We start from the raw sequence: 22,579 nt of genomic DNA, 5'->3' as shown, positions 1-22,579 counted from the left end.
GTCATCGCCGACTTCGCTCGACGACGGTTCCCTCCGAACCGACCGCGACTGCACGGTTCGGCCCGACCCCGACGCCCAGAAGGTCCCCGTCCGCGGGGACGACGATACGCTCCCACCCGGTTCCGTTCCGCCGCTCGAAGACGGCGTTTCCACCGCAGACGACGGTCAACTCGTCCGCCATCGAAATCGCCCGAAGTTCCGCATCCCCGAGACGGTTCGGCGTCCACGTTCCATCAGCGTATCGACAGCAGACGCCGTCGTCGGCCGTGACGTACGCCCCGTCGGCGTCCTCGACTGCCGCCACGTCGGTCAGGGTGCCGTCCACGTTCTCGATGCCGATTCGACGGAAACTCCCGCCGCCGTCCGTCGTCTCGAACACGCCGTCGTTCGTGTCACAGAGGTAGCCGACGGACGAATCGACCAGCGTCGCGGCGCACAGACTCGACCCGCTTCCGGGTTTTGTGGGGCCATCCCACGCGAGGTTGCCGTCTCGGTATCGCCCGCGGAGCACCTGCCCGGAACCGTTGGCGAGCAGAATCGTCTCGTCGCCCGCCGTTCCGGCGGCCGCGACGGCCGTCCAATTGTCCGTGACTCCGTTCGGTGCCGAGTAGTCGGTGTGCCGGTCGGTTTCCGTCTCGACCCGACCGAGTGCGCCGCCGTCCCCGGCGACCCAGACCGCAGCGCCGTCGTTCGTCGCATCGACGCCGTGGAGGTCGGCCCCGTCCGCGCCCGGTCCGTCTTCGAGCACGAAATCCCAGTCGTTCTCCGCGGTGCGACCGCGGAGAACGACGCCGCCTTCACCGGCGGCGTACGCGCCGTCTTCGGTAACGACGGCGTCGAACAGCGGTCCGACGTCCGGCGTGGACGCGCGCGTCCACGCCGGGGCGTTCGAGGGTTCGGACCCTTCCGGCGGTTCGGGTTCTCTCGAAGGATTAGAGTCCCGTTCGGGTTCGCGCTCGCGTTCGTCCTTCCCGTTATCTTCGCCCCTTTCTTCATCCCCGTCCGGTTCGATTTTCGTCGCCTCCCCGTCGCCGCGCTCCGGGGAGACGACGCCGCCTTCGACGCCGGGATTTCCGCCGCGAAGGTAGAGCACGACCGGCGGGAGGACGTAGATGGCGACGGCGACGAGCGCGAAACCTTGATTCACGAAGGTCAACGTGCCGAACGCTGTCAATCCCGCCGTCGCCACCGCGTGAACCCACGTCTTCGTGTAGCGCCGGAAGAACGGGAGAAATCGGCGCTCAGAAGTGTGAGAATCGACCATCGCTTGCGTATTGAACTCGATGGGTTTCAGGCTTTTCGCCGTTTCCCTACTTCACGCTGTGCATCAACCGGAGGAGTTCCCTCCGATACACGTTCGGGTTTCGGTGAAACACGTCACGTAGCATCCGATTCGTCGGGCGGATTCCCGACGTTATCAGGAGCGTCTTGCCCGGTTTCAACACCTCCAGATAGAGGACCGTCTTCACGCGCCCGTCGGACGTGACGGACGGAAGGTCGTAGGCTGGCGAGTTCGGTCGCGTGATGTACTCGCTCGCGTCGTAGTAGGCTTCGTACTCCGCGATGGCCTGTTCGTTCGTCGTCTCGCGCTCCGACGCGGAGCGCTCGCGGATGTCGGAGAATCCGAGGCTGCTCAACGTCTCCTCGAACCGCCGCTTTGCGATTCCGGTGACCAGCGATGGCTGGGCGAATATCGCCACCGGGGAGTCGAACGTGACGCGGGTCGCCATGAACGCGCCGACGATGCCGTCGAAACTCCCGCTGACGTACTTGTCGAGGCCCGAGGCGAGTTCCGCGTCCCTGTAAATGAGCGTGTTCGTGTAAGCATCGCCGAGCGACGTGCCCGCCTGCTTGATCGGCGTTTTGTCCGTCCGCTCGTCTTCGAGCGTCCATTCCCGAATCAGCGATGACGTGATGACCGGTCTCCGGTTCACGTTCGATTGCGCGCCGTCGGCCACCCCCCCGACGACACCGATTCCGGCCACTACTCCCCCCAATCGTTCGAGAAACTGTCGTCTCTCCATGAAAATAGTGTATCGGGAGGGACGCGCATAATCCCAACGGCCCAACAACTCACCGGTCGTTCACGCCCTGTCAGAAAAATTCGGTTACCAATCCTCGTTGCCGACCGGGTCACGCGTTTCGCAGTAGGGACACCGGTTGCGGTAGCGCTCCAAGTTCCGCCCGCAGTATCGACAGTTGTACCCGTCATCCGGGGGGTGCACTTCGGTTTCGGATGCCGAAGACGTCCCCGGCAGCGCTCCCGCTCGATACGCGAGGACGCCGCCGATGAGGACGACAGCGCCGACGAGCGCGACGAGCACGAGCGTGTTGTTCGTCCCGGGGACGTACGGTACGTCCTGCAGTTTTTTGCCGCCGAGAATTCCCCGACCCCCGGCGAGGAACGCGAACAGCAACAGCATCCGAAGGAGCCACCATCGGCGGGGAACCCTATTCCGCACGCTCCCACCTTCGTTTCATACGATAACTCGGGGACGAACGGAGATAAGCGCACGGGAAGCCGGAATCGGGGATGGGACGTCATGTGGTACCACGCGTCACTAATACGTCCTTGAACGGCCTTGGGGCGTTAAACCTCATTAATGAATATTATCATTATAAATCATAATGTTTATTGTCGGTACTGTCCTCGCCAGCAATGCAGTGAAACACATGTCCGTACACACAGCACGCTCATCGGCACGCGATGGAACCGCTCGCAGAACGACTCGCCCCACGAAATTCAACCGAACGACACGACGTATATGACCGACCGAACACGCTACGACCGCACCGAAGAGGAAGCACCGCTCGTTCCGCTCATCACCGAAACCGAGCGCCGACCAACCCCGTACCGACCGACGACCGGACGACGGACGGGCTATCGTACCGCCGAGCGAACGGAGACGCTGCCGGAACTCGCGCGCGAACTCCGAACGCTCCGAGCACAACTCGACCGAATCGAAGCCACCCTACAGGACAACAGATGAAACCCGAAACACCGACGAGAGACATCGAGAATCGCGCCGGAAAGGAACTCCGAGAGATGCTGAACGACCAGAACTACGTCTTCGCACCCGGACTCTATCACGCCCTCGACGCCCGACTGGCGGAAATGGCCGGACTCGACGCCGCGTACATGAGCGGCTATTCGACCGTGCTCGGCCAGTTCGGCTTCCCGGACTTGGAGATGGTGACGATGACCGAGATGGTCGAGAACGCGAAACGCATCGTCGAAGCCACCAACCTCCCCGTTATCGCCGACTGTGACACGGGCTACGGCGGCATCCACAACGTCCGGCGGGCCGTGCGCGAGTACGAAAAGGCCGGTGTCGCCGCCATCCACATCGAGGACCAGACGACGCCGAAACGCTGTGGCCACATCGCGGGCAAGCAAATCGTCTCCCGCGAGAAAGCCCGCGCCCGCTTCGAGGCCGCCGTCGATGCGAAGCAATCCGAGGACACCGTCATCATCGCCCGAACCGACGCCTACGGGTCGGCGAACGGCGACTGGGAGGAACACCTCGAACGCGGCCGCATCTATGCCGACGCGGGCGTCGATATCGTGTGGCCCGAGATGCCCGACCCGAGTCGAGAGGACGCGGTCGAGTACGCCGAAACCATCCACGAGACCCATCCCGATCTGAAACTCGCGTTCAACTACTCCTCGTCGTTCGCGTGGTCGGAGGAGGACGACCCGCTCACCTTCGAGGAACTGGGAGACCTCGGCTACAAGTACATCTTCATCACGCTGTTCGCGCTCCATTCGGGTGCACACAGCGTCTACGAGGACTTCGAACGACTCGCCGAGGACGACGAGCAGGCGCAGTTCGACCTCGAAGGCAGATACCTCGACCACCCTACGGAATCGCACCACGAACTCTCGTTCGTCAGTCGGTATCAGGACATCGAGACGCAGTTCGACCCGGAGGCCCGCGAGCGAATCGAGGGTTCGGAAGGGTTCAGCGAGGACGAATCGACCCCCATCACCTCTAACTCGGAGGATGACGAAGAGGTGGTCGCTTCCGAGCAGGGAGACGACTGATATGACCACGGAACGACGACACGAACGAGCGTTCGTGCGGACGTTCTTCACCTCGCCAACGGCGGTCGAGGGGGAAGACGACTCCGCCAAGATGCTACGGAGCGCAGCACAGTTACGCGGGATGCAGGCCCCCGACGTTTGGGTCCCGGACAACGAGGACGCGACGGCCCCGTCGATGCGCGACGAGGGTGCCAAGAACATCGTCGAAGTGGTGGCCGAGCACGGGGAGGAGTTCCCGGGCGAAATCCACCCTCGTATCGTCTGGCACCGGGACGCCCCCGGAACCCGTTATCGGGGATTCCAGCACATACTGCAGATCGCCGACCCCGAGCGGGGAGCCATCGAACACATCGACGGGTTCGTGGTTCCCGAAGTGGGCGGCATCGACGACTGGAAGAAGGCCGACGAGTTCATAACCCTCGTCGAGAACGAACACGGCCTCGAAGAGGGCAGTCTCGCCATGTCCGTCATCATCGAGAGCGGGGCGGCGGAATTGGCGATGGGCGACCTCCGCGAGGAGATAGGAAAGCCGGACAACAACCTCGAACGCCTGTTCATGCTCGTGGACGGCGAGGTCGATTACACCAAGGATATGCGCGCGATGACGCCGACCGGCGGCCTCCCGGAGTGGGAGGAACTGCGCCACAACACGTCGCGCGGTGCGAGCGCCGCCGGACTCATCGCGGTCGACGGCCCGTACGACGACATCCGGGACGTGGACGGCTACCGCGAGCGCATGACCGCCAACCGGGCCAAGGGAATGATCGGCATCTGGTCGCTGACCCCCGGCCAAGTCGTGACGGCGAACGAGGCACCCTTGCCGCCGGAAACCGGCAGATGGCTGCTCGACGTTGACGGCCAACGAACCGAACTCGAACGGGAGGACGACACACAGTTTTACGACGGAAATCGAGTCGGACTGTCGGAGACGGGCGACGGCTATCGCCTTCGGGTCGGCGACGACGAGCGGGAACTCGACGGGGACGAACTCCGCGAAGAACTGCTGGACATGACCGAATACGTCCCGAGCATGGACGACATCGTCGATTCGATGGAGGAGTTCGAAGCCGCGAAGGAAGCGGGGAGGGGTGCCATCGCCATGACGCAGGCGACGACCGTCGTCATCGACGGCGTCGAGATCGACATCGAGAACGACCGGATGTGGGACGAAGCCACGTACCAAGCCGCGATGACGCCGATCGCCGTGTTCCAGGACGTGTACGAGAACCGGCCGGACCAGCACGATGCGTTGGCGGAACTGTACGGCGAGAACGTGGTCGAACGCGCGATGCAGGTCGGCTGACGAACGGTTCACCGGTACTCGTCGGTGACCGCTCGCCCATCGATTTGCAGTTCGCTTTTCCCGTGCTACAACGAAGTCGATCGCCCGGGGAGTAGTATCGGTATATTTTTAATACCATATAAAATTTATAGTAATATTTTGAATTAAAATCCACCCCCTTGTATATCGCCGTGTAAAACCGCGCCAATCCTTAATGTATTAAATTATCTTTGTACGGGTATGGCAATCAATACCAAAAAGTTCGCGATCGTGATCGGTGCAGCGTTGGTGCTACAAGCCGCCACTGTCGGCGCTATCGCGACTGGAGGAACAGCCATCGCAGTGCCCACAGCAGGTGTGGGTGGATTCACCGTCACGTTCGACCAACTGGAGGGTCAAGGGTTCACGCAGTACGCATCGCTCGAAAATTCGAGCGAGTGCGGAACGTACCCATCGGCGGTTGCAAAAATCAACCGAGGATCGATCAAGGGGTTGAAAATGTATAAGGACGTTGAAATCCCGAAGGGAATGCCCGGCGGTGGTACCACCGTCCGTCTCATGATTTCCTCGGACAAGACGGTGAAATTCAGTGGAATGACACAGAAGTTCACCTATCTACAGGGGAACCTCAAGATGGAGAACCAGAAGACGCTGTCCGACCCCAACAGCATGAAGAGTTCGTTCTCGCTCTCGGCGCCGACCATCGTCATCGATGACGGGAGGATCAAAGCACAAAGCCAATTCCTACAGAGCATCACGCTCTCCGGAGCACACGTGAAGACCGTCGTGAACCCGAAAAACACCACTAGCTTCCCGAAGAGCCAGTGTGCGGCGGGAGGAAACTGATCCGATCGAACGGAGGCACACGATATGAGTTCAATTCACATAACGCAGTTCGCATCGTACCGGTCGAGGTTCGCGTCGTGGCGCCACGACCGGCCGTTCTGGGGTGCACTCCTCGTCATCCTCGCCGGACTCGTCATCGGGATCATTCCCGCACAACTGGCGATAACCTTCGCGCTGGTTCCGAGCACATTCATGTTTGCGGGATTAGTGTTCGCAGTCTTCGTCTTCTTGAGCGGTGTCTTCGCTCTACTGCGCCCGGAGTTCGCCGAGTTCTTCGGTGCCGCTGGCATCCTGCTTTCGATCGCCTCGATCTTCGGGGCGCTCGGAGGGTTCGGCGTGGGGATGATACTCGGCACGCTCGGCGGTGCGCTCTGTGTCGCGTGGGAACCACCTGAGACCACCGACACCGACACCGAAGAAACAATACCGACGATGTAATCGTCGGAGAGTTCCATTTTGGGCGAGTCCTATTGCCGAACCTTCAATTTAGACAACAAATAATTATGTACGTTTCGAGAACGAGTGCGTGATAGAATCGAAGATGATGAGATATCTAACCCTCAAATTAGTCCTGGACGGGAAAGGAATCCATCCAGTCGGCGACGTTATCGCTGCACGGCCCGACGTCCAACGGGATCAACTCCTCCACGTCAACTCCCTCTTCAGCGGTGGCGGTGTGCTTCTCTATCGACTGCGTGGGAGCTCGAACGGGCTCGTCGAGGAGTTGGATGCACACGAGTCGGTCTTGGCTTACGATATACTCGACGTGCAAGATGATCTGTTTCACATCTACATACACGTCGAAGCGGGTGAGCCAGCGGGAACGCTCATGTACGTCGTCGAGAAGTATGCACTCATCATCGATACGCCGCTCACGTACACCGACTCCAACGACATCCTCGCCACCGTCGTCGGCAAGCAGGAGATGATACAACGGGCGTTCCGCGAGCTACCGAAGCAAATCGACGTCCGTGTCGAACAGACGGGGGAGTATGCGCCGGATTCCGACCACCTCTTTTCGGGGTTGACCGATCGGCAACACGAGGTGCTCGAAACCGCCGTCAAACAAGGTCACTACCAGAGCCCACGACGAGCGACACATGCGGACATCGCGGAACGACTCGGCTGTGCGCCGAGCACCGTGGACGAACACCTCCGAAAGGCGGAGTATCACCTCTTTTCGACCCTTTTCGGCCACCAGGAATGACGTCCAACGAAGATTCGACGGGATATAAATAACCGTGCATGGATGCGGGAATAAATATTCCTCTGCGGTCGCATGGTAGGAATAATCATAGAAGGTAGTGATATTCGATGAAACACCGAACCATCCTCGTGGTTATCCTTTGTCTCGTGATCGCTTCGGTATCTCCGGCGGCGGGTACACACCGTGAAACGTCGGGTGTATCCGCCCAACAGTCGTTCTCGGATGCGAAACGCTGCTTCCAGAACGTAACGTTTCGGACCGTGAACTTCCCTGCCTACCGGCAGAACGCTCACGGTCTCGACGTCGAGGAGGCGATGGCCGGAAATCTCGGTGATGGTCCGCGGACGAACGACACAGCGCTTAGCGTTCGAGTCGAACGGATACACGCCGAATCGGTCTGTCTAGAGGTGAAGCCCACTGGGGGCGATGCGGGCATCAGAATGGCGTTTCACGATGCGGTGTTGAAGAAGACGAACCTTCGAGGGGCGAACATGCGGTTCGAACGGGCGACGGCCGACTCGATAACGTTCGACGTCCCGAAGCGGATCGGCCGCCAATTCCGTTCCCTACTGACGGGGGGAGACCGAGCGAATGACGGGAACGACGACGCGGGCACTGGACCGAACTCGGGTGCAAACGAGAATCGAACGGTTGCACCCGGCGACGCGACTCACCGAGTGGGGACCATCGTGAACGACACCACCGAGGGAAGCGGTGAGGACAACAACCCAGAAAACGAGGTCAACGAGACGAAGAACACAGTCGGAAACGGAGTCGATAACGTCACGGACGGGATGAACGAAACTCGTGACGATGTCGCTGACCGCGTACACGACACCACCGGGAACGTCACCGATGGCGTGGACGATACGACGAGAAAGGTCTCAGACGGTGTGAATAACACGACGGACGAGGTCGACAATACGACTGATAAAATCACGGACGGGGTGGACAATACGACGGACACGGTGGACGACACCACGGACAGCGCGGACAATACGACTGATACGATCGAAGATACGACTGACAAAGTCACGGACCGTGTCGATAACACCACGGATAGGGTCGACGACACGACGAAAAAAGTCTTAGACGGAGTGAATAACACGACGGACGGAGTGGACGATACCACGGACACGGTGGATAACACGACTGACAAAGTCACGGACGGCGTCGATAACACCACGGACAGGATCACGGATGGCGTGGATAACACGACGGGCTCGATCGACGACACGACGGATAAACTCACGGACGAGGTCAATGAGACGGCGGATCCGGTCAATAATACCACGAATGGGCTCACCGATGAGGTGAACGACACCACGAACAACATCACGGATCGAGTGGATAGGACGGCAGACAAAGCGGACGGGAGTGCCGATACGATCACGAATGGCGTGGACGCGACGACGGAGACGGTCGATAGAACGACTGACAAAGCCACGGATGATGTGGACGATACCACAGGGAAGATCACGGACGGCGTCGATACGACGACGAGCACGGTGGACGACAGCACGGGAAAAACCACTGGGACGGTAGACGAGACGACCAAGAGGGTTGGCGACGGTATCGAGAACACGTCAAATGGGGTCGCAGGTGGTGTCAAGAACACGTCGGATGATGTTTCAGGCGGCGTGGAAAAGACGGTGGATCGTCTCACGACGACCACTGATAGCACGACGGATGCCGTCCAAAATACGTCGGCTGTCAGTGAAAACGCCAGCAACGGTACTGACGCGGGCGGTATCTCCACGATAGGAACGGCGGTGAAGAACGGAACCGGCGGAACGGACGACGGATCGCTGTTGGGGCGGGCAGCTATTCCCTCGGTGACGGAATTCTGACCGCCCGTTTTCGGCAACAGTTTACCCGTTCTGCGGTTTGAAGATGTCGGCGAGACGGCCGACGAACGAGTTGTTCGGATGCGTTCCTTCGACCACCTCGTACTCGCGTTCCAGCGTCCCGTCCCCCGTCAACCGGAGCACCGTCAGGTCGCCGTCCGTGAGGAGCGTTCCGGCGTCGTTCCCGACGATGGTCCCGGACGTGGTGACGAGCGTCGCGCGTGCGCCAGCACCCGAGGCGAGGGTTCTGAGCGCCGAAATGTCGTCCCCGTCGGGACGTTCGTAAACCGCGCCGATGACGTGGTCGTTCAATAGGTCATCGCGTGCGTAGACGTGGACCGGAACCTCTTCATCCGACGCGTCGGTGACGGTACTGTCGATCTCCGTTCGGAGTTTCCTGTCCTCGAACGCTTCCGCGAGGGCCTGCCGCGCGGCGAGTTGTTCGTCCACCCACGTGGCTCCGTCTTCGCTCAAGAAGTACCGGTACAGCACCCGCTCGATGGTTTGGAGCGGGTCGGCGACGTGATGGCAGTCGCGGCATCGAAGGCGGTTGACGGGCTTTTCGAACACGTCGCCACAGTCCTCACAGACGTGTGCCGCATCCGATTCGAGGTGTTTCAGCGAATCGAGTTCGGTCTCGCAGTTCGGACAGACGACGGCATTCTCGCCGACGAACTGCTCCCGCATCCCCTCGTAGCCACACTCGGGATGGCGATAGCTGTCCGTTCGGATCGTGTTCGGCGACTCACAGGACGGACACGCCGTCGTGTACTGCATCCCCTTCGATTCACAGCGAGGACAGATGTACTGTTTCTCCTGAAACTCGCGGTGAAGGAGGTCGCGTTCGGACAGCGTTTCTAGCACCTCGAAGGTATCTCCGTCGTAGTCGTCGAGATACTCGTCCGCGTCGGGGTAGGTGACCGTCCCCGTCTCGATGTCAAGTACCGGTCGAATTTCGTCGAGCGTGCCCTCTCGAAGGGCGCTCAGTAGTCGGACTGTACCCGGTGAACCCATGATCGATTACACCATTCCCATCTATTTAATCATCTCCCAAACTATAATTATCGTTTTGTAATTCTCGGTATGTTTCTCGGACGATATCGTGACCGACGTTTTGAGAAAGTGGTCAGAACCTCCTTTTCTATCCCACACGCTGGTACGAAGTAGGTCAACGAATCGCACCCACGACCACAACCGGTCCACACGGAGTCGAAAACAAAATGAAATCTACAGTCCGGAACGATACGACCGAGAGGAGAACCCCTTCCATCGAGGAGACGGTCTACGGACCGCCACAGCATTCGACGCGAAGGGCCGACCCGGAGATGACGTTCTATGGGGTCCCACAACACGAAACCGACGTCGTAGTCGACGCGGAACCGCGGGAATCGCCCGCGTACCGATATCGTTGGAAGGTGGAGAGCCATCGGGACCGACTCCAGTTCGGCCCCGGGCCAACGACGGAGGTGATTTTCCCATGACCGCGACGAAGTCCGGTGACGGGTTCGTGACCGATATCGTCGAATCCTGTCCCGACTGTGACCGGGACACGGTACACGAGGTCGAAATAGAGATTCGAACCGAAAACGAGCACAGCGACAACGCGGCGTTCTCGCGCGAACCGTACCGAGTCAGTACGTGTACGGGATGTGGGAGAACGACCGCAGTCCGCATGAACAACGTGCGAGGGCTCTGATGGCGAACTTGGCCAGCGACGAGACCGGAATCCGCGTCCGACCGACGCGTCACAGGTCGTCATCGAGACGGTGCCTGAACTGCGGGGGGTTCGTGACGGCGCGCTTCGCCCGCGTGTTCGGGGACAACACCGACGAAGTCCACGGTTGCATCGCCTGTCTCGACAGGAGTACCGTTCGTGCGGGGAACGCCTGTGCGACCGAGGACGACGAACTCTCTCGAAACGAAACCGTTCAGACGACACCCGACTGACCGCTCGTCGGCCGAATCGAGCGTGGAGTCGCGTGTCGATGTGCTGTTTCTGGTACTACCAGGATTCATAATTGTTTTCCGATAGCGCTTCAGGAGTACGATAATGGCTGTCGAACGACAATCGACCGGCGTTCGCGGATTCGACATCGTGCTGAACGGTGGACTGGTTCCGAACCGGTCGTACGTCCTCCACGGCGAAGCAGGCACGGGAAAGACCGTGCTCGGGTTGCGTTTTCTCGAAGCGGGAACCGAGCGGGACCAAACGGGGCTGTTCGTCCATTGCTCCGAGACGGCGGACGAACTCCGCGAGAAGGCGAACGCGGTCGATATCGATGCGGACGCCCTTTCGTTCCTCGATTTACGCGCCGAACAGGCCGAAAGCGGCGGGCAGCGGGACACGTTCGCTGGGAACGCCGACGACGACGAACTCGTCGGTCGCCTCGCCGACCGAATCGACTCGCTCTCGCCCGACAGAGTCGTCGTCGATTCTTCGACTCGGCTCCGTGACCTCCTTTCGAGTCGGGAACGGTTTCGGGAGGAAGTCATCGGTCTCGCACGATATCTAAAGGAGGACGGTACGACGGTGCTGTTTACCGGCCGTACAGCACTCAACGACGACCTGTCCGTCGTGGACGACGCCGAATCGAACTCCAGCGCACCGACCGAACACGAACGCTCCTCGTGCCGAAGTTCCCGAAAAACGTGCGAAAGGGACGACACGGGATGCGAATTTCGGACGACGGCATCGCCGTGTTCCCCGCGCTCGACCCCACGGTTCACGACCGCGATTTCAACCCCGTTCAACTCTCGTCCGGGATTCCCCAAGTGGATCAGCTACTCGACGGTGGCATCGAGCGGGGGACGGTCACGGTCCTCAGCGGGCCGACCGGCGTCGGAAAGACGACGTTCGGGACGCAGTTCATGAAGGAAGCGGCGGGCCGCGGCAAGCGGTCGGTCATCTACATGTTCGAGGAGTCGACCGAAACGTTTCGTGAACGAAGCAGGGCCATCAACGTTCCCGTCGCCGAGATGCAAGACGAAGGGCGACTTCATCTCGTGGAGGTCGAACCGGTCAAGCGCTCGGCCGTCGAGTTCGTCGATATGGTCCGCCGCGAGGTCGAAACCAACGAGACGGACATCGTAATGATCGACGGCATCGAGGGGTACACCCTCTCCCTGCGTGACGAGCGACAGAACCTCGTCGAGCGGTTACAGGCACTCTGTCGATATCTCAAGAACAACGGTATCACGGTCATCCTCGTCTCGGAACACGACTCGATGACGGGGCAGGTCAAGGCGACCGGGAAGGGAATCAGCTACCTCGCGGACAACATCGTTCTCCTCCAACACCTCGAAGTTTCCGGCGAGATGCGAAAATCTATCAGCGTGTTGAAAAAGCGAACCAGCGACTACGAGCACCTCCTCCGCGAGTTCGAGATAACGGAAAACGGCGTCAGAGTCGGCGAACCGATGGAGGACCTTCAAGGGATATTGACAGGAACGCCGCGATTGGACGACTGACTCTCGAATCGCTATTTTTGATTAAAAATCGGTATTGTTATACCATAGCAGTGCGAGTTATCAATCGAGCGACGTATGGGAACAATACTCATGGTTCTGGGATTCTGGGAGGGAGTTCGATGGCTCGGTACGACCGTTCCGTTTTTTACCGTACTCCCCGCTTTCGTTGGCATGCTCGTCTTGATTTGGATGTTCATGCCCGACCTGCCGATGCAACCGAGGCCGACGGTACCCGACGGCGAGTATCGATTCGATCCGGACGATTTCGAACCGCGGTGATTCGAGAGACCGGTCAGAACGTCTTTTTAACCCCCTTGCGAACGTTCGGATGAGGAGCATCGCCAGACGAGCGACAAAACCCAACGACCATGACTAACGCAGTACCTGACGGACGGCACGTGGAACCGGATACGCCCGAAATCGTCTTCGCCATCGACGAGACATCGGACGAGCGGTGTCCGAACCGGGCGATCATCGCCGACATCACGCGGGACGACGCGTGGGTCGCGGTAGACGAGACGGACACGATGCCGTTGGAAGAGTGGCGATAGGGCCTCGAACGGGCGACCTTTTCACGAGTAGATTCGATGGAGAGCCGCCGCGCTAGACCCTTCGAACTGTGAGCTGCCATTCCCATCACAAATTCGTTACGCTAACCTGTTTTGAGAATGGTTAAATAGAATCTCTCTGTAGCATCGAACGACATGGTGCTATCACGATGAGCGAGCGCGGCGGGGCGAGTTCGGGGGACGGAGGACTCACGCGCGAGTTGGGGTTGCTCGATTGCGTGCTGTTGAGCGTCGGCGGGATGGTGGGGTCCGCGATTTTCGTCTTCCCCGGTTCGACCGGACGGTTGGCCGGCCCCGCCTCGACGCTCGCGTGGCCGGTCGCTGGGCTGTTGATGATGATAATCGCACTCTGCTATACTGAACTCGCGCTCGCGTTCCCGAAGGCTGGCGGCCCCGCCGTCTTTCCCGCCGAAACGTTCGGTCCGAACCCGTCCGTCCGCCTCTTCGCCAGTTACATCGAAGGCGTTTCCTACTGCATCGGGATGGTGTTCAGCATCACGATTTCGGCGCTCGCCATCGCCCAGTATCTGGGTATCGCGTTCCCCAGCATGAAGGGGTACGTCGTCCCGATTGCGCTCGTCGCTATCGGCTTGAGTTTCCTCGTCAACCTCGTCGGCGTGACGAGTACGAGTCGGACGAACCTCGTGTTATCAGCGTTGTTGCTCACGGTTCTCCTCGTTTTCGTCGGTGCCGGATTGACCCGCTTTTCGCCCACCAACTACGAGCCGTTTTTCACCGGCGGCGTGACGAAGTTCTTCGCCGCCGTCTCACTCGCACTGACGGGATACGGCGCGTGGACGGCGATTCCGTCCGTCGCGGAGGAGGTCAAACGGCCAGCCAAAACCGTTCCACGGGCGATTTTGCTCTCGCTCCTCGTAACGACCGTCTGTTACACCGCCGTCGTCGTCGCGCTCCACGGCGTCGTCCCGGCGTCGGCGTTTCAAACCAAAATCATGAGCCAAGTACCCCTCGGGGTGGCAGCGACGAAACTCGGATTGCCGGTGGTTCAACGGTATCTCCTCCCGCTCGGCGCGATAGTCGCCATCTTTACGACCATGCTGGTCGGGACCATGAGCGCCAGTCGCATCGTCCTCGCACTGGGACGGAACAAAACGCTCCCCTCGTTCTTCGCGGCGGTCGATTCGTGCTTTCAGGTTCCGTGGGTCGGACTCGTGACTGTCAGCCTCGTCGCGGCCGTACTGGCGACTTTCCCCGAGCATTTCGAGGCGCTGCTCGTCGTCGCATCCGTCGTGGGGACGGGGCTTCCGTACGCGCTCAACATCGTCTCGTTCGTCGGACTGCGCTACTACCGTCCCGAAGTAACGCCGCCGTTTCGCGCCCCCGGTGGTTACGCGCTCCCCGTCGTCGCACTCGTCGCACTCAGTGTTGCGATGATCGGATTGGGTTCGACCCAAGTGGTCTGGTCGCTGGTCACCGTCGCCCTCATGGCCGGTTCCTTCCTCGTCCGGTATCTCATTTGGCCCGAACTGTTCCGCCAACACGACTTCGTAACGTCACGTGACTGAGCAATCTCGCCGCGACGTTTCCAGTCGCAACGAACGGAAGCAATTCGTGCAGATTTGAACACGATCGATCAGTCGTACGTACTGGATCGTGATCCCCACTCAATACGGCCTGATTCCCGCGATTCCCCCGGATCACCGCGGGGTGTTTCGTTTCGTAATTGTTCATTTTTGCGCATTTGGTCGCTGAATCAGTGAACGAGTTTGAACGAGTTTGAACGTTTTTGCAGAACATTTATTATGGTCGTTTGTTTTGGTTATGGATGTCATGGGTGATGAACACAACCATACACGGCGTCGATTTATGCAAACGACGGGGGCACTCGGTATCGCAGGGTCCACTGCGCTCGCCGGTTGTACCTCTTCGAGTAAGAGCGACAACGGAGGCAAAAACGGAGGCAGCGGCGAGATGGCCGACAAGATCAAATTCTTCAACGCGGGGAGTCTCAAGGACGACCCCGGAACCAAGAAGAACATCGACCGGTTCGAGAAGAAAACCGGCATCGAAGTCGAAGTCAACGAGGTTCCGTGGAGCAACCTGAAGACGACGCTCATTACGCAGTGGCGAAACGAGAGCAGCAAAGTGGACGCCTTCAACGGGCCGACGTGGTGGCTCGCCGACTTCGTCGCGGCCGATTGGGTCGAACCGCTTCCGCTCACGAAGAAACACCTGAACAAGTTCCCCGACAATCTCAAGGAACTCGTCATGTTCGACGGGAAGCCGTACATGGCCCCGCAACTGGGCAAATGGGGTAACTTCCTCTACGACAAGCAGTACTTCGAGAAGCAGGGAATCTCGTCGCCGCCGGACACGTGGGACGACGTCCTCAAACTCGGCGACAAGGTCGGCAACGACCGGTCGGCGTTCGGGTTCACGTGGGCGAACAAGGACGTTTTCATGTTCAAACAGTTCCTCTGGCAGGCGGGCGGCCAGGTGTTCAACGACAAACACGAACCCGTCTTCGCGGACAAAGGCGTGAAAGTCTTCGACGAGTTCCTGACGCCGCTTCGAAAGAAGGGACTCCTCCCGAGCGGCATCCAGAGCATGAACGAGGGGAACGTCGGTGACGCCTTCATCGGGGGCAAGTTCGCCACCGTCGAGGGATGGACCCCACTCGGTTCCCGTGCGCTCGACGAGGGCTGGAAGAAGGACCGCCTCGGCATCGCCAAACCGCCGAAAGGGCCCGCGTCGCGTGCGACGTTCCAGGATTCGAACGCCGTCGGCGTCTCGGCGTTCTCGAAGCGCAAGAAGGCCGCGAAGAAGTTCGCGGAGTTCATGAGCGAGGAGGAATCGTGCAAGACCGACATGGTGGTCGAGGGGAACCCGGCGGTCATGCCGTCGGTGTACGACTCCGACGAGGTGAAAAAGAAGTATCCGAAGGAGTTGCGCGACAACATGAAGTACAACCTCAAACACGCGACGAGCGAGATTTACCGCCTGCAACCGCAGGTCGACGACATTCTCTCGTCCAACATCACGCCCGTCTTCCTCGGCAAGAAGGACGCTCACGACGCGCTCACCGCTGCCCAACAGGACATCAAGTCGCTGTACAAGAAGAACAAGATTCTGTAGAGTCACTATATGGCAGAGAATACACGCTCGCTTCGGCGACGGCTCGATAGGCTGTTCATCCCGCTCACGGTGGGACCGACGGTCATCTGGATAGCCGGCATCATCCTCTATCCGACGCTCCAACTCCTGTGGTCGAGTCTGTTCTACACGAACCCGATCACACAGCAAAAACAGTTCGTCGGACTGGACAACTTCGCCTCGCTTCTGTTCAAGCACGGCCACTGGTTCGGGTCGGTCAACCCCGACATCGTCCGGTTCACGAAACACACCGTCATCTACGTCGGCTTCAGCGTCACCATCTCGTTCCTGTTGGGACTCGGCATCGCGATGCTGCTCAACAAGGACCTGAAGGGACGTGGCTGGATCCGAACGGCAGTCATCGTGCCGTGGATCCTGCCGTACGTGATGAGCGGTCTGATGTGGCGTTGGATGTTCCAGACGCAGTACGGTGCGATTAACGGCGTCCTCGTCGGCGGGGGCGTCATATCGAAACAGATCCCGTTCCTCTCGGACGGAACCCTCGCGATGATCGCACTCATCATCGCCGACGTGTGGGTGTTCACGCCCTTCATCATCATCATCCTCCTCGCGGGACTCCAGAACGTTCCCGAGCAGTTGTACGACGCGGCCGAGGTGGACGGCGCGAGTCGATGGTCGCGGTTCCGGAACGTCACCTACCCGTTCCTCAAACCGTCGATCCTGGTCGCGCTCACCATCCGGATCATCTTCGACATCCGGGCGCTCGACCTCGTCTGGGTGATGACTCACGGTGGTCCCGGGAAGTCCACCGAAGTGTGGGCCTCGTGGCTCTACCGCACCGCGATGGTGTTCGGTGACACCGGCCAAGGTGCCGCCCTCGGCGTGGTGATGCTCGCTACGACGTTCGCCATCGTTGCGGTTCTCTATCAGGTCTTCGGAGGGACCCCCTACGAAACATGAGTACGAAAACAGACACGATGAGCCGACTGCGGCGCGGATTGAACTTGAACGCGGAAGACGAGTGGCCGAGCGTGATCCGTGAGCGACTGGTCGCCTACGGACTGCTCGGTCTCTACGTCGTGGTGGTGTGGTTCCCGATCTACTACATCCTCATCACGAGTTTGAAGGCACCGTCCGAGACGCTGTCGTTCCCCATCACGTTCTACCCGCACCACCCGACGGTTTCGAACTACGTCGAAATCTTCCAGAACCGCCCGTTCGGCACGTACACGCTGAACAGCCTCATCGTCGCCGGAACGACGACGATAATCTGTGTCACGCTGGGAACGCTGTCGGGATACACGTTCTCCCGATACGACTTCCTCGGCAACAAGGCGCTGTTGCTGTCCATCATCGCGGCGCGGATGATCCCCCCCATCGCGCTCATCGTTCCGTTCTTCGAGATCATGTCGCACCCCCCGCTCATCGGCGGTCTCACGGGAACCCTGTACGACACGAAGATAGCGCTCATCCTGACGTACACGTTCTTCAACCTGCCCTTTGCGGTGTGGATAATGAAGAACTACTTCGACGGCGTCCCGAACTCGTTGGACGAGCAGGCCCAAGTCGACGGCTGTTCGACGTGGGAGGGCTTCTTCAAGATCATCCTCCCGGTGGCGAAACCGGGCATCGCGGCGACGGCCATTCTGGCCTTCATCTTCTCGTGGAACGAGTTCGTCTTCGCGCTCGTCCTCACGTCCTCGAACGTCGCACAGACGCTGCCCATCGGCGTCTCCCTGTTCGTCGCTGACGACTTCATCGACTGGGCGCACCTCGCTGCCGGTGGCATGATTGCGGCCCTGCCGGGCATCCTGTTCGGCCTGTTCTTCCAGCGCTACATCGTCAGCGGTCTCACGCAAGGAGCAGTGAAAGAATGACGAAAACAGATCTACACATGCGATTCAATCCAAACGACGGTGGTATCGATGGCTGAAGTAACGCTCGACACGCTCGAAAAACGGTTCGGCGACGTAGTCGCGGTCGACGGAATCTCGCTCGACATCCCCGACGAGTCCTTCACGGTGTTCGTCGGTCCGTCCGGGTGTGGAAAGACGACGACCCTTCGGCTCATCGCCGGACTCGAACGCGCGACCGACGGCGAGATTCACATCGGCGACACGATGGTCAACGACCACCGCGCCTACGAACGGGACATCGCGATGGTGTTCCAGAACTACGCGCTCTACCCGCACAAGACGGTCGGCGAGAACATGCGATTCGGGCTGGAACAGCACGGCGTGGACGACGACATCATCGAGGAACGCGTGTCCGACGCCGCGGACCTCCTCCAGATCGACGACCTGCTCGACCGACGTCCGGCGGAGCTCTCCGGCGGCCAACAACAGCGCGTCGCGCTCGGCCGCGCCATCGTCAGGGAACCCGACGTGTTCCTGATGGACGAACCGCTGTCGAACCTGGACGCCAAACTGCGGGTGCAGATGCGCGCGGAACTCAACAAGCTGCACGAGCAATTGTCCACGACGACGGTGTACGTCACCCACGACCAGATCGAGGCCATGACGCTCGCCGACCAGATCGCCGTGATGAACGACGGCGAGATTCAGCAGGTGGGCGACCCGACGTACGTCTACACGCATCCACGGAACCAGTTCGTCGCCGACTTCCTCGGAAGCCCGTCGATGAACTTCGTCGAGGGAACCCTCCAGAACCGCGACGGAACGCCCGTCGTGGACGTCGGACCGTTCCAACACGAGGTGCCCGAATCCTATCGGGACGCGCTCGACGACAAGTTCGGCGACGAAATCGTCGTCGGTGTCCGCCCGGAGAACGTCACGCTCAGACCGGACGGCCTTCCCGCGCTCGTGGAAGTCGTCGAACCGCAGGGTGAGAAGACCGTCCTCGAACTCGACCTCGGCGACGACATCACCATCAAGGCGTCCGTGGAACCGAGCGTTCCGGTCGAACTCAACGACCGCGTCAACGTCGAATTCGACCGACGGTCGCTCCACTACTTCGACGCCAGCAGCGGCGAATCGCTGACGTACTCCCCGTCCAAGGAATCGAAGCGGGTGGAGGCGACGCACTGACCGATGGCACAAACGATCACGTCGTGGGTGCCCGAGCGGGACATCCTGCTGGTGGCCGCTTGCTGTCTGTTGGCCCTCATCGCGGCGTACAACTATCTCGTCGGCTCGTACGGCGGGACCATCGTCGCGACCGTGGGGGCGGGTATCGCGTTGCTGTTTCTCGTCTTCACCGGCTGAGATGATGCCGAACCGCCCCACTCCCCGCACTCGAACCGACCTCGCTCTCCCACACCAGAGACGTTATTGGGTAGAATTGCCTACAGGAGAGACGAACGAGACGCTCCCGGCTCACGGTCGAGTCGGTATGATACGAACATATGTTGCCTGACGAACGGAAACGAGAGATAGCCGAGATAGTCACCGAAGAGAACGGCAGTACCGTCGCCGACCTCGCGGGTCGGCTCGACGTTTCGGAGGCGACCATCCGACGAGACCTCCGCGATTTGGAAGACGACGGGCGCGTCGAGCGATCACACGGCGGCGCGCTCCCCGTCAAAACCGTCGGCGAGGAGCGAACCTACGGACAGAAGCAAGTCCAAGGGCGGGACGCGAAACGGATCATCGGAGAACGCGCCGTCGAAACCCTCCAAGACGGGCAGGTCGTCTTCTTCGATTCGGGAACGACGACCATCGAAGTCGCCAAACACGTCCCCGACGACGTGACCATCACCGCCGCGACCAACTCGCCACTCGTGTCGATGCAACTCGCCGAGGCGGGCATCGAGGTGAAAGTCACCGGCGGGACGCTTCGGCGTTCCACGTGGTCGCTCGTCGGACCGACCGGCGAGGGCTTTCTCGACCGGACCAACTTCGACGTGCTGTTTCTGGGCACGAACGGAATCCACCCGGATTCCGGGCTGACGACGCCGAACGAGGACGAAGCGCGCATCAAATCCCTGATGTGCGAGAAGGCGAGTCGCGTCGTGCTCGTCGCGGACAACAGCAAGTTCGGCCGCCGGAGCTTCTTCCGCTTCGCCTCGTTCGAGGACGTGGATACGCTCGTCACCGACGCCCCGGTTCCGGCGGAGTACCGCGAACCGTTCGAGACGATGGGCGTCGAAATCATCGAGGAGGTGGGGGAATGATCCTGACCGTCACGCTCAATCCGGCCGTCGATTACACCGTTTCCGTCGATTCGGACGTCGAACCGGGTGGCGTCATGCGGTCGAGCATGACCCAGTACGACCCCGGCGGCAAGGGCATCAACGTCTCGAAATACCTCTCCAGGTTGGAGGTCGACACGCTCGCAACGGGCTTCGTCGGCGGCTTCCTCGGTCGCTACATCGAGGAGCAACTCATCCGCGGAAAGGTGCCGAACGACTTCGTGGAGATGGACGTGTGCACCCGGCTCAACACCACGATTCTGGGCGAGGACGGCGAGTACAAACTCAATCAGTCCGGACAGGGTGTCAAGGACGAAACCGTCCGCGAACTCATCGCGAAGGTGCGCGAGTACGAACCCGAAATCGTCGTCATCGCCGGGAGCCTCCCGCCGAACCTCGGTCCGGCGACCATCGACCGTATCGCAGGGGCCGGGCCGTGGGAGACCGTCGTGGACGTACAGGGCGACCTCCTGACCGGCGTTGCGGGCGACTACGCGCTCTGCAAGCCCAACCGGAGCGAACTGGCGAGCGCGACCGGCATGCCGGTCCACAGTATCGAGGAGTGCGCCGAAGCCTCCCACGCGCTCCGGGAGAAGGGGTTCGACCGCGTCATCACCTCGCTCGGGGACGACGGTGCGCTTCTCACCTCCGACGAGGGCGTCTTCCACGCGAAACCGCTCGACGTGGACGTGGTCGATTCGGTCGGTGCCGGGGACGGCCTGCTCGCTGGCGTCCTCTCGACGCTCGCTCGCGGCCAATCCGACCGTATCGCGCTCCGCGTCGGAATCACCGTCGCGTCCCGCGTCGTGACGGTCCCCGGAACCACCGTCCCCGACATGGACGAGGTTCGGACGGAAGCCACCGAGATACCGCTGCTCGTCGATTGAACGGCGGAAGGCGGCGTATTTTCAGCTTCGTTGTCGTTTCGTTGTTTTTCTCGATACCGAAAGTAGAACCCACTGACAACCCTACGCTTACCCAGTCGAACGTACCACCAAAGAGGAACGTTGGACTGGGAAAAGACAGATCTGTTGGCCTAAAATAACTTTAACACCCTCCTGTGAGTGGCGGGAAACGATGTCAGGAATCAGAAACTCACCGGATATTCCCCAATCGGTCCCGAAACTAGAAGCCGAACTCATCCGTGACGCCTACGAGACGGCCCAAAGTGGCCGCTCCACGGATGACGCTCCCGGCACCGGGACATCTCTCGATCTCTCCGATACCGAGCGAAAGGCAGTCTATCGGCGGATTCTCGATGCGGGTGTCTCCAAGGAAACGCTTCACGAACTCGGCTTCGACTCGGACGAATAGCGATACGACCCCTTTCGATCTTCTCACTTTTCGGAGGCCCCACCGACAGCGACGGGAAAAGGAGCGTTCGGGGCTACTCCATGCTCCACCGGATCAGCTTCTTCGACCCGGAATCAGTGTACGACAGCGTGACCGTCACGCCGAGGGAAGCGAGAGCGTCCTTCGGTACTTCGAAGGCGACGGTCTTCGATGACGATCCGTTGCCGTTCACGCCGGACGAGACGTAGTCCTTCCACGCGCTCTTCGCCGAGTCGGTCATGCCGTACTCGTTCCCGTTGGCGTGAAGCGAGAGCGATGCATCGTCGGGGAGCGATTGAGACGACCCACCGGTGTTTTTCGTCTCGAAGGTGACGAGGAGGTAGGTCGAATCGTCGTCAGCCTCGTCGGTCGTTCCGTTATGCGAGTAGGAGTCGGACGTATTGGCTTCCGTCACGGCGACGCTGAGGTCGTCGGCGACGGTCGCGTGTTCGCCGAACGAGACGGTCTTCGATTCCGCCGTCGTGGTTCCCGAGGAATCGGTCGTCGTCTCGTCGTCCGTCGTCGTTTCGGAGTCCGTGGTGGTTTCGCTCGTCGTTTCGTCCGCACCGCTCGTCGTACTCGTCGAATCTGTACCACTCGTGGTTCCCCCTGTTCCGGTCGTCGTTTCGCCCGACGACGTTTTGGTGGAGGGTCCGGAGTCGTCCCCGTTGGAGTTGCACCCCGCGAGGAAGAACGTGCTCGTGGTTCCGACACCGGCGATGAACGTGCGTCGTTTCATTGCGTCTCGCCGGTTACAA

28 protein-coding genes are annotated in these 22,579 nt (G+C 60.4%); 23 read left to right on the top strand and 5 right to left on the bottom strand.

Going from position 1 to position 22,579, the window contains the following annotated elements; translation table 11 throughout:
- Window position 1 precedes the first annotated feature (1 nt).
- The 3 genes from A4G99_RS21415 to A4G99_RS21405 all read right to left on the bottom strand — a co-directional run bounded on the left by A4G99_RS21415 (window position 2) and on the right by A4G99_RS21405 (window position 2,462).
- Entirely contained in the window at window positions 2-1,264 is a 1,263-nt protein-coding gene (locus tag A4G99_RS21415; RefSeq protein ID WP_066148142.1) for a hypothetical protein, read from the bottom strand.
- Window positions 1,265-1,310: 46 nt separating this feature from the next.
- Complete coding sequence (locus tag A4G99_RS21410; protein WP_223302100.1) at window positions 1,311-2,024, bottom strand: hypothetical protein; 714 nt, start codon at window positions 2,022-2,024, stop codon at window positions 1,311-1,313.
- Between the two features lie 84 nt (window positions 2,025-2,108).
- Window positions 2,109-2,462, bottom strand: coding sequence for a hypothetical protein (locus A4G99_RS21405; protein ID WP_223302099.1), 354 nt, complete (start codon window positions 2,460-2,462; stop codon window positions 2,109-2,111).
- 303 nt (window positions 2,463-2,765) lie between these two features.
- Between A4G99_RS21405 and A4G99_RS21400 the strand changes: the two genes are divergently transcribed.
- The 7 genes from A4G99_RS21400 (at window position 2,766) to A4G99_RS21370 (ending at window position 9,230) form a co-directional block, all read left to right on the top strand.
- The gene (locus A4G99_RS21400; RefSeq protein WP_066148133.1) at window positions 2,766-2,990 is read left to right on the top strand and encodes a hypothetical protein; all 225 of its coding nucleotides are present in this window, start codon (window positions 2,766-2,768) and stop codon (window positions 2,988-2,990) included.
- Window positions 2,987-4,045 carry an isocitrate lyase gene (gene aceA / locus A4G99_RS21395; RefSeq protein ID WP_066148131.1) on the top strand — a complete coding sequence of 353 codons (1,059 nt, stop codon included), beginning with the start codon at window positions 2,987-2,989 and terminating at the stop codon, window positions 4,043-4,045. Before A4G99_RS21400 ends, aceA begins: the two co-directional genes overlap by 4 nt.
- 1 nt (window position 4,046) lies before the next feature.
- Window positions 4,047-5,348 (top strand): malate synthase AceB, encoded by a 1,302-nt coding sequence (gene aceB / locus A4G99_RS21390; RefSeq protein ID WP_066148128.1) that lies wholly within the window; start codon window positions 4,047-4,049, stop codon window positions 5,346-5,348.
- Between the two features lie 219 nt (window positions 5,349-5,567).
- Window positions 5,568-6,173, top strand: coding sequence for a DUF6230 family protein (locus A4G99_RS21385; protein WP_066148125.1), 606 nt, complete (start codon window positions 5,568-5,570; stop codon window positions 6,171-6,173).
- Window positions 6,174-6,197: 24 nt separating this feature from the next.
- Window positions 6,198-6,611, top strand: coding sequence for a DUF6114 domain-containing protein (locus tag A4G99_RS21380; protein WP_066148123.1), 414 nt, complete (start codon window positions 6,198-6,200; stop codon window positions 6,609-6,611).
- Between the two features lie 88 nt (window positions 6,612-6,699).
- Window positions 6,700-7,380, top strand: a complete 681-nt coding sequence (locus A4G99_RS21375) for a helix-turn-helix domain-containing protein (protein ID WP_223302098.1) — start codon at window positions 6,700-6,702, stop codon at window positions 7,378-7,380.
- Between the two features lie 260 nt (window positions 7,381-7,640).
- Window positions 7,641-9,230 carry a hypothetical protein gene (locus A4G99_RS21370; RefSeq protein ID WP_190303842.1) on the top strand — a complete coding sequence of 530 codons (1,590 nt, stop codon included), beginning with the start codon at window positions 7,641-7,643 and terminating at the stop codon, window positions 9,228-9,230.
- A 21-nt stretch (window positions 9,231-9,251) separates the two neighbouring features.
- On the opposite strand, the gene A4G99_RS21365 is transcribed toward A4G99_RS21370, so the two are convergent.
- Complete coding sequence (locus tag A4G99_RS21365; protein ID WP_066148119.1) at window positions 9,252-10,241, bottom strand: hypothetical protein; 990 nt, start codon at window positions 10,239-10,241, stop codon at window positions 9,252-9,254.
- A 206-nt stretch (window positions 10,242-10,447) separates the two neighbouring features.
- Here A4G99_RS21365 and A4G99_RS21360 point away from each other — a divergent pair, with 206 nt between their 5' ends.
- The 16 genes from A4G99_RS21360 to A4G99_RS21295 all read left to right on the top strand — a co-directional run bounded on the left by A4G99_RS21360 (window position 10,448) and on the right by A4G99_RS21295 (window position 21,803).
- A complete protein-coding gene (locus tag A4G99_RS21360; RefSeq protein WP_066148114.1) occupies window positions 10,448-10,708 on the top strand; it encodes a hypothetical protein in 261 nt (86 codons plus the stop codon).
- Window positions 10,705-10,923: a hypothetical protein gene (locus A4G99_RS21355; RefSeq protein ID WP_066148112.1), complete on the top strand. Its 219-nt coding sequence runs from the start codon at window positions 10,705-10,707 to the stop codon at window positions 10,921-10,923. The genes A4G99_RS21360 and A4G99_RS21355 overlap by 4 nt, the downstream gene beginning before the upstream one ends.
- A complete protein-coding gene (locus A4G99_RS21350) occupies window positions 10,923-11,174 on the top strand; it encodes a hypothetical protein (protein WP_150123198.1) in 252 nt (83 codons plus the stop codon). Before A4G99_RS21355 ends, A4G99_RS21350 begins: the two co-directional genes overlap by 1 nt.
- A 103-nt stretch (window positions 11,175-11,277) precedes the next feature.
- Window positions 11,278-12,099 carry an ATPase domain-containing protein gene (locus A4G99_RS27885; RefSeq protein ID WP_223302097.1) on the top strand — a complete coding sequence of 274 codons (822 nt, stop codon included), beginning with the start codon at window positions 11,278-11,280 and terminating at the stop codon, window positions 12,097-12,099.
- Entirely contained in the window at window positions 12,000-12,695 is a 696-nt protein-coding gene (locus tag A4G99_RS27880) for an ATPase domain-containing protein (protein ID WP_255359162.1), read from the top strand. The genes A4G99_RS27885 and A4G99_RS27880 overlap by 100 nt, the downstream gene beginning before the upstream one ends.
- Window positions 12,696-12,770: 75 nt before the next feature.
- Entirely contained in the window at window positions 12,771-12,974 is a 204-nt protein-coding gene (locus A4G99_RS21340) for a hypothetical protein (protein ID WP_223302096.1), read from the top strand.
- A gap of 89 nt (window positions 12,975-13,063) precedes the next feature.
- Window positions 13,064-13,246 carry a hypothetical protein gene (locus A4G99_RS21335; protein ID WP_066148107.1) on the top strand — a complete coding sequence of 61 codons (183 nt, stop codon included), beginning with the start codon at window positions 13,064-13,066 and terminating at the stop codon, window positions 13,244-13,246.
- Window positions 13,247-13,413: 167 nt separating this feature from the next.
- The gene (locus tag A4G99_RS21330; protein ID WP_066148104.1) at window positions 13,414-14,790 is read left to right on the top strand and encodes an APC family permease; all 1,377 of its coding nucleotides are present in this window, start codon (window positions 13,414-13,416) and stop codon (window positions 14,788-14,790) included.
- Window positions 14,791-15,091: 301 nt separating this feature from the next.
- Window positions 15,092-16,360 (top strand): ABC transporter substrate-binding protein, encoded by a 1,269-nt coding sequence (locus tag A4G99_RS21325; protein ID WP_223302095.1) that lies wholly within the window; start codon window positions 15,092-15,094, stop codon window positions 16,358-16,360.
- Between the two features lie 9 nt (window positions 16,361-16,369).
- Window positions 16,370-17,299 carry a carbohydrate ABC transporter permease gene (locus A4G99_RS21320; protein ID WP_066148101.1) on the top strand — a complete coding sequence of 310 codons (930 nt, stop codon included), beginning with the start codon at window positions 16,370-16,372 and terminating at the stop codon, window positions 17,297-17,299.
- Window positions 17,296-18,216, top strand: coding sequence for a carbohydrate ABC transporter permease (locus A4G99_RS21315; protein ID WP_066148099.1), 921 nt, complete (start codon window positions 17,296-17,298; stop codon window positions 18,214-18,216). Before A4G99_RS21320 ends, A4G99_RS21315 begins: the two co-directional genes overlap by 4 nt.
- A 48-nt stretch (window positions 18,217-18,264) precedes the next feature.
- Window positions 18,265-19,386: an ABC transporter ATP-binding protein gene (locus A4G99_RS21310; protein WP_066148097.1), complete on the top strand. Its 1,122-nt coding sequence runs from the start codon at window positions 18,265-18,267 to the stop codon at window positions 19,384-19,386.
- A 3-nt stretch (window positions 19,387-19,389) separates the two neighbouring features.
- The gene (locus A4G99_RS26225) at window positions 19,390-19,563 is read left to right on the top strand and encodes a hypothetical protein (RefSeq protein ID WP_190303841.1); all 174 of its coding nucleotides are present in this window, start codon (window positions 19,390-19,392) and stop codon (window positions 19,561-19,563) included.
- 140 nt (window positions 19,564-19,703) lie between these two features.
- Window positions 19,704-20,471, top strand: coding sequence for an HTH-type transcriptional regulator GlpR (gene glpR, locus A4G99_RS21305; RefSeq protein ID WP_066148094.1), 768 nt, complete (start codon window positions 19,704-19,706; stop codon window positions 20,469-20,471).
- Entirely contained in the window at window positions 20,468-21,376 is a 909-nt protein-coding gene (gene pfkB, locus A4G99_RS21300) for a 1-phosphofructokinase (RefSeq protein ID WP_066148091.1), read from the top strand. Before glpR ends, pfkB begins: the two co-directional genes overlap by 4 nt.
- A gap of 190 nt (window positions 21,377-21,566) precedes the next feature.
- Window positions 21,567-21,803 (top strand): hypothetical protein, encoded by a 237-nt coding sequence (locus tag A4G99_RS21295; protein WP_066148088.1) that lies wholly within the window; start codon window positions 21,567-21,569, stop codon window positions 21,801-21,803.
- A gap of 73 nt (window positions 21,804-21,876) precedes the next feature.
- On the opposite strand, the gene A4G99_RS21290 is transcribed toward A4G99_RS21295, so the two are convergent.
- Entirely contained in the window at window positions 21,877-22,560 is a 684-nt protein-coding gene (locus A4G99_RS21290) for a DUF4352 domain-containing protein (RefSeq protein WP_066148084.1), read from the bottom strand.
- Between the last annotated feature and the right edge of the window lie 19 nt (window positions 22,561-22,579).

This window comes from Haladaptatus sp. R4, assembly GCF_001625445.1.
In the GTDB taxonomy this organism is placed as follows: Archaea; Halobacteriota; Halobacteria; order Halobacteriales; family Haladaptataceae; genus Haladaptatus.
The sequence above is the reverse complement of the archived record's forward strand: the minus strand, read 5'-3'. Positions and strand labels throughout refer to the sequence as shown.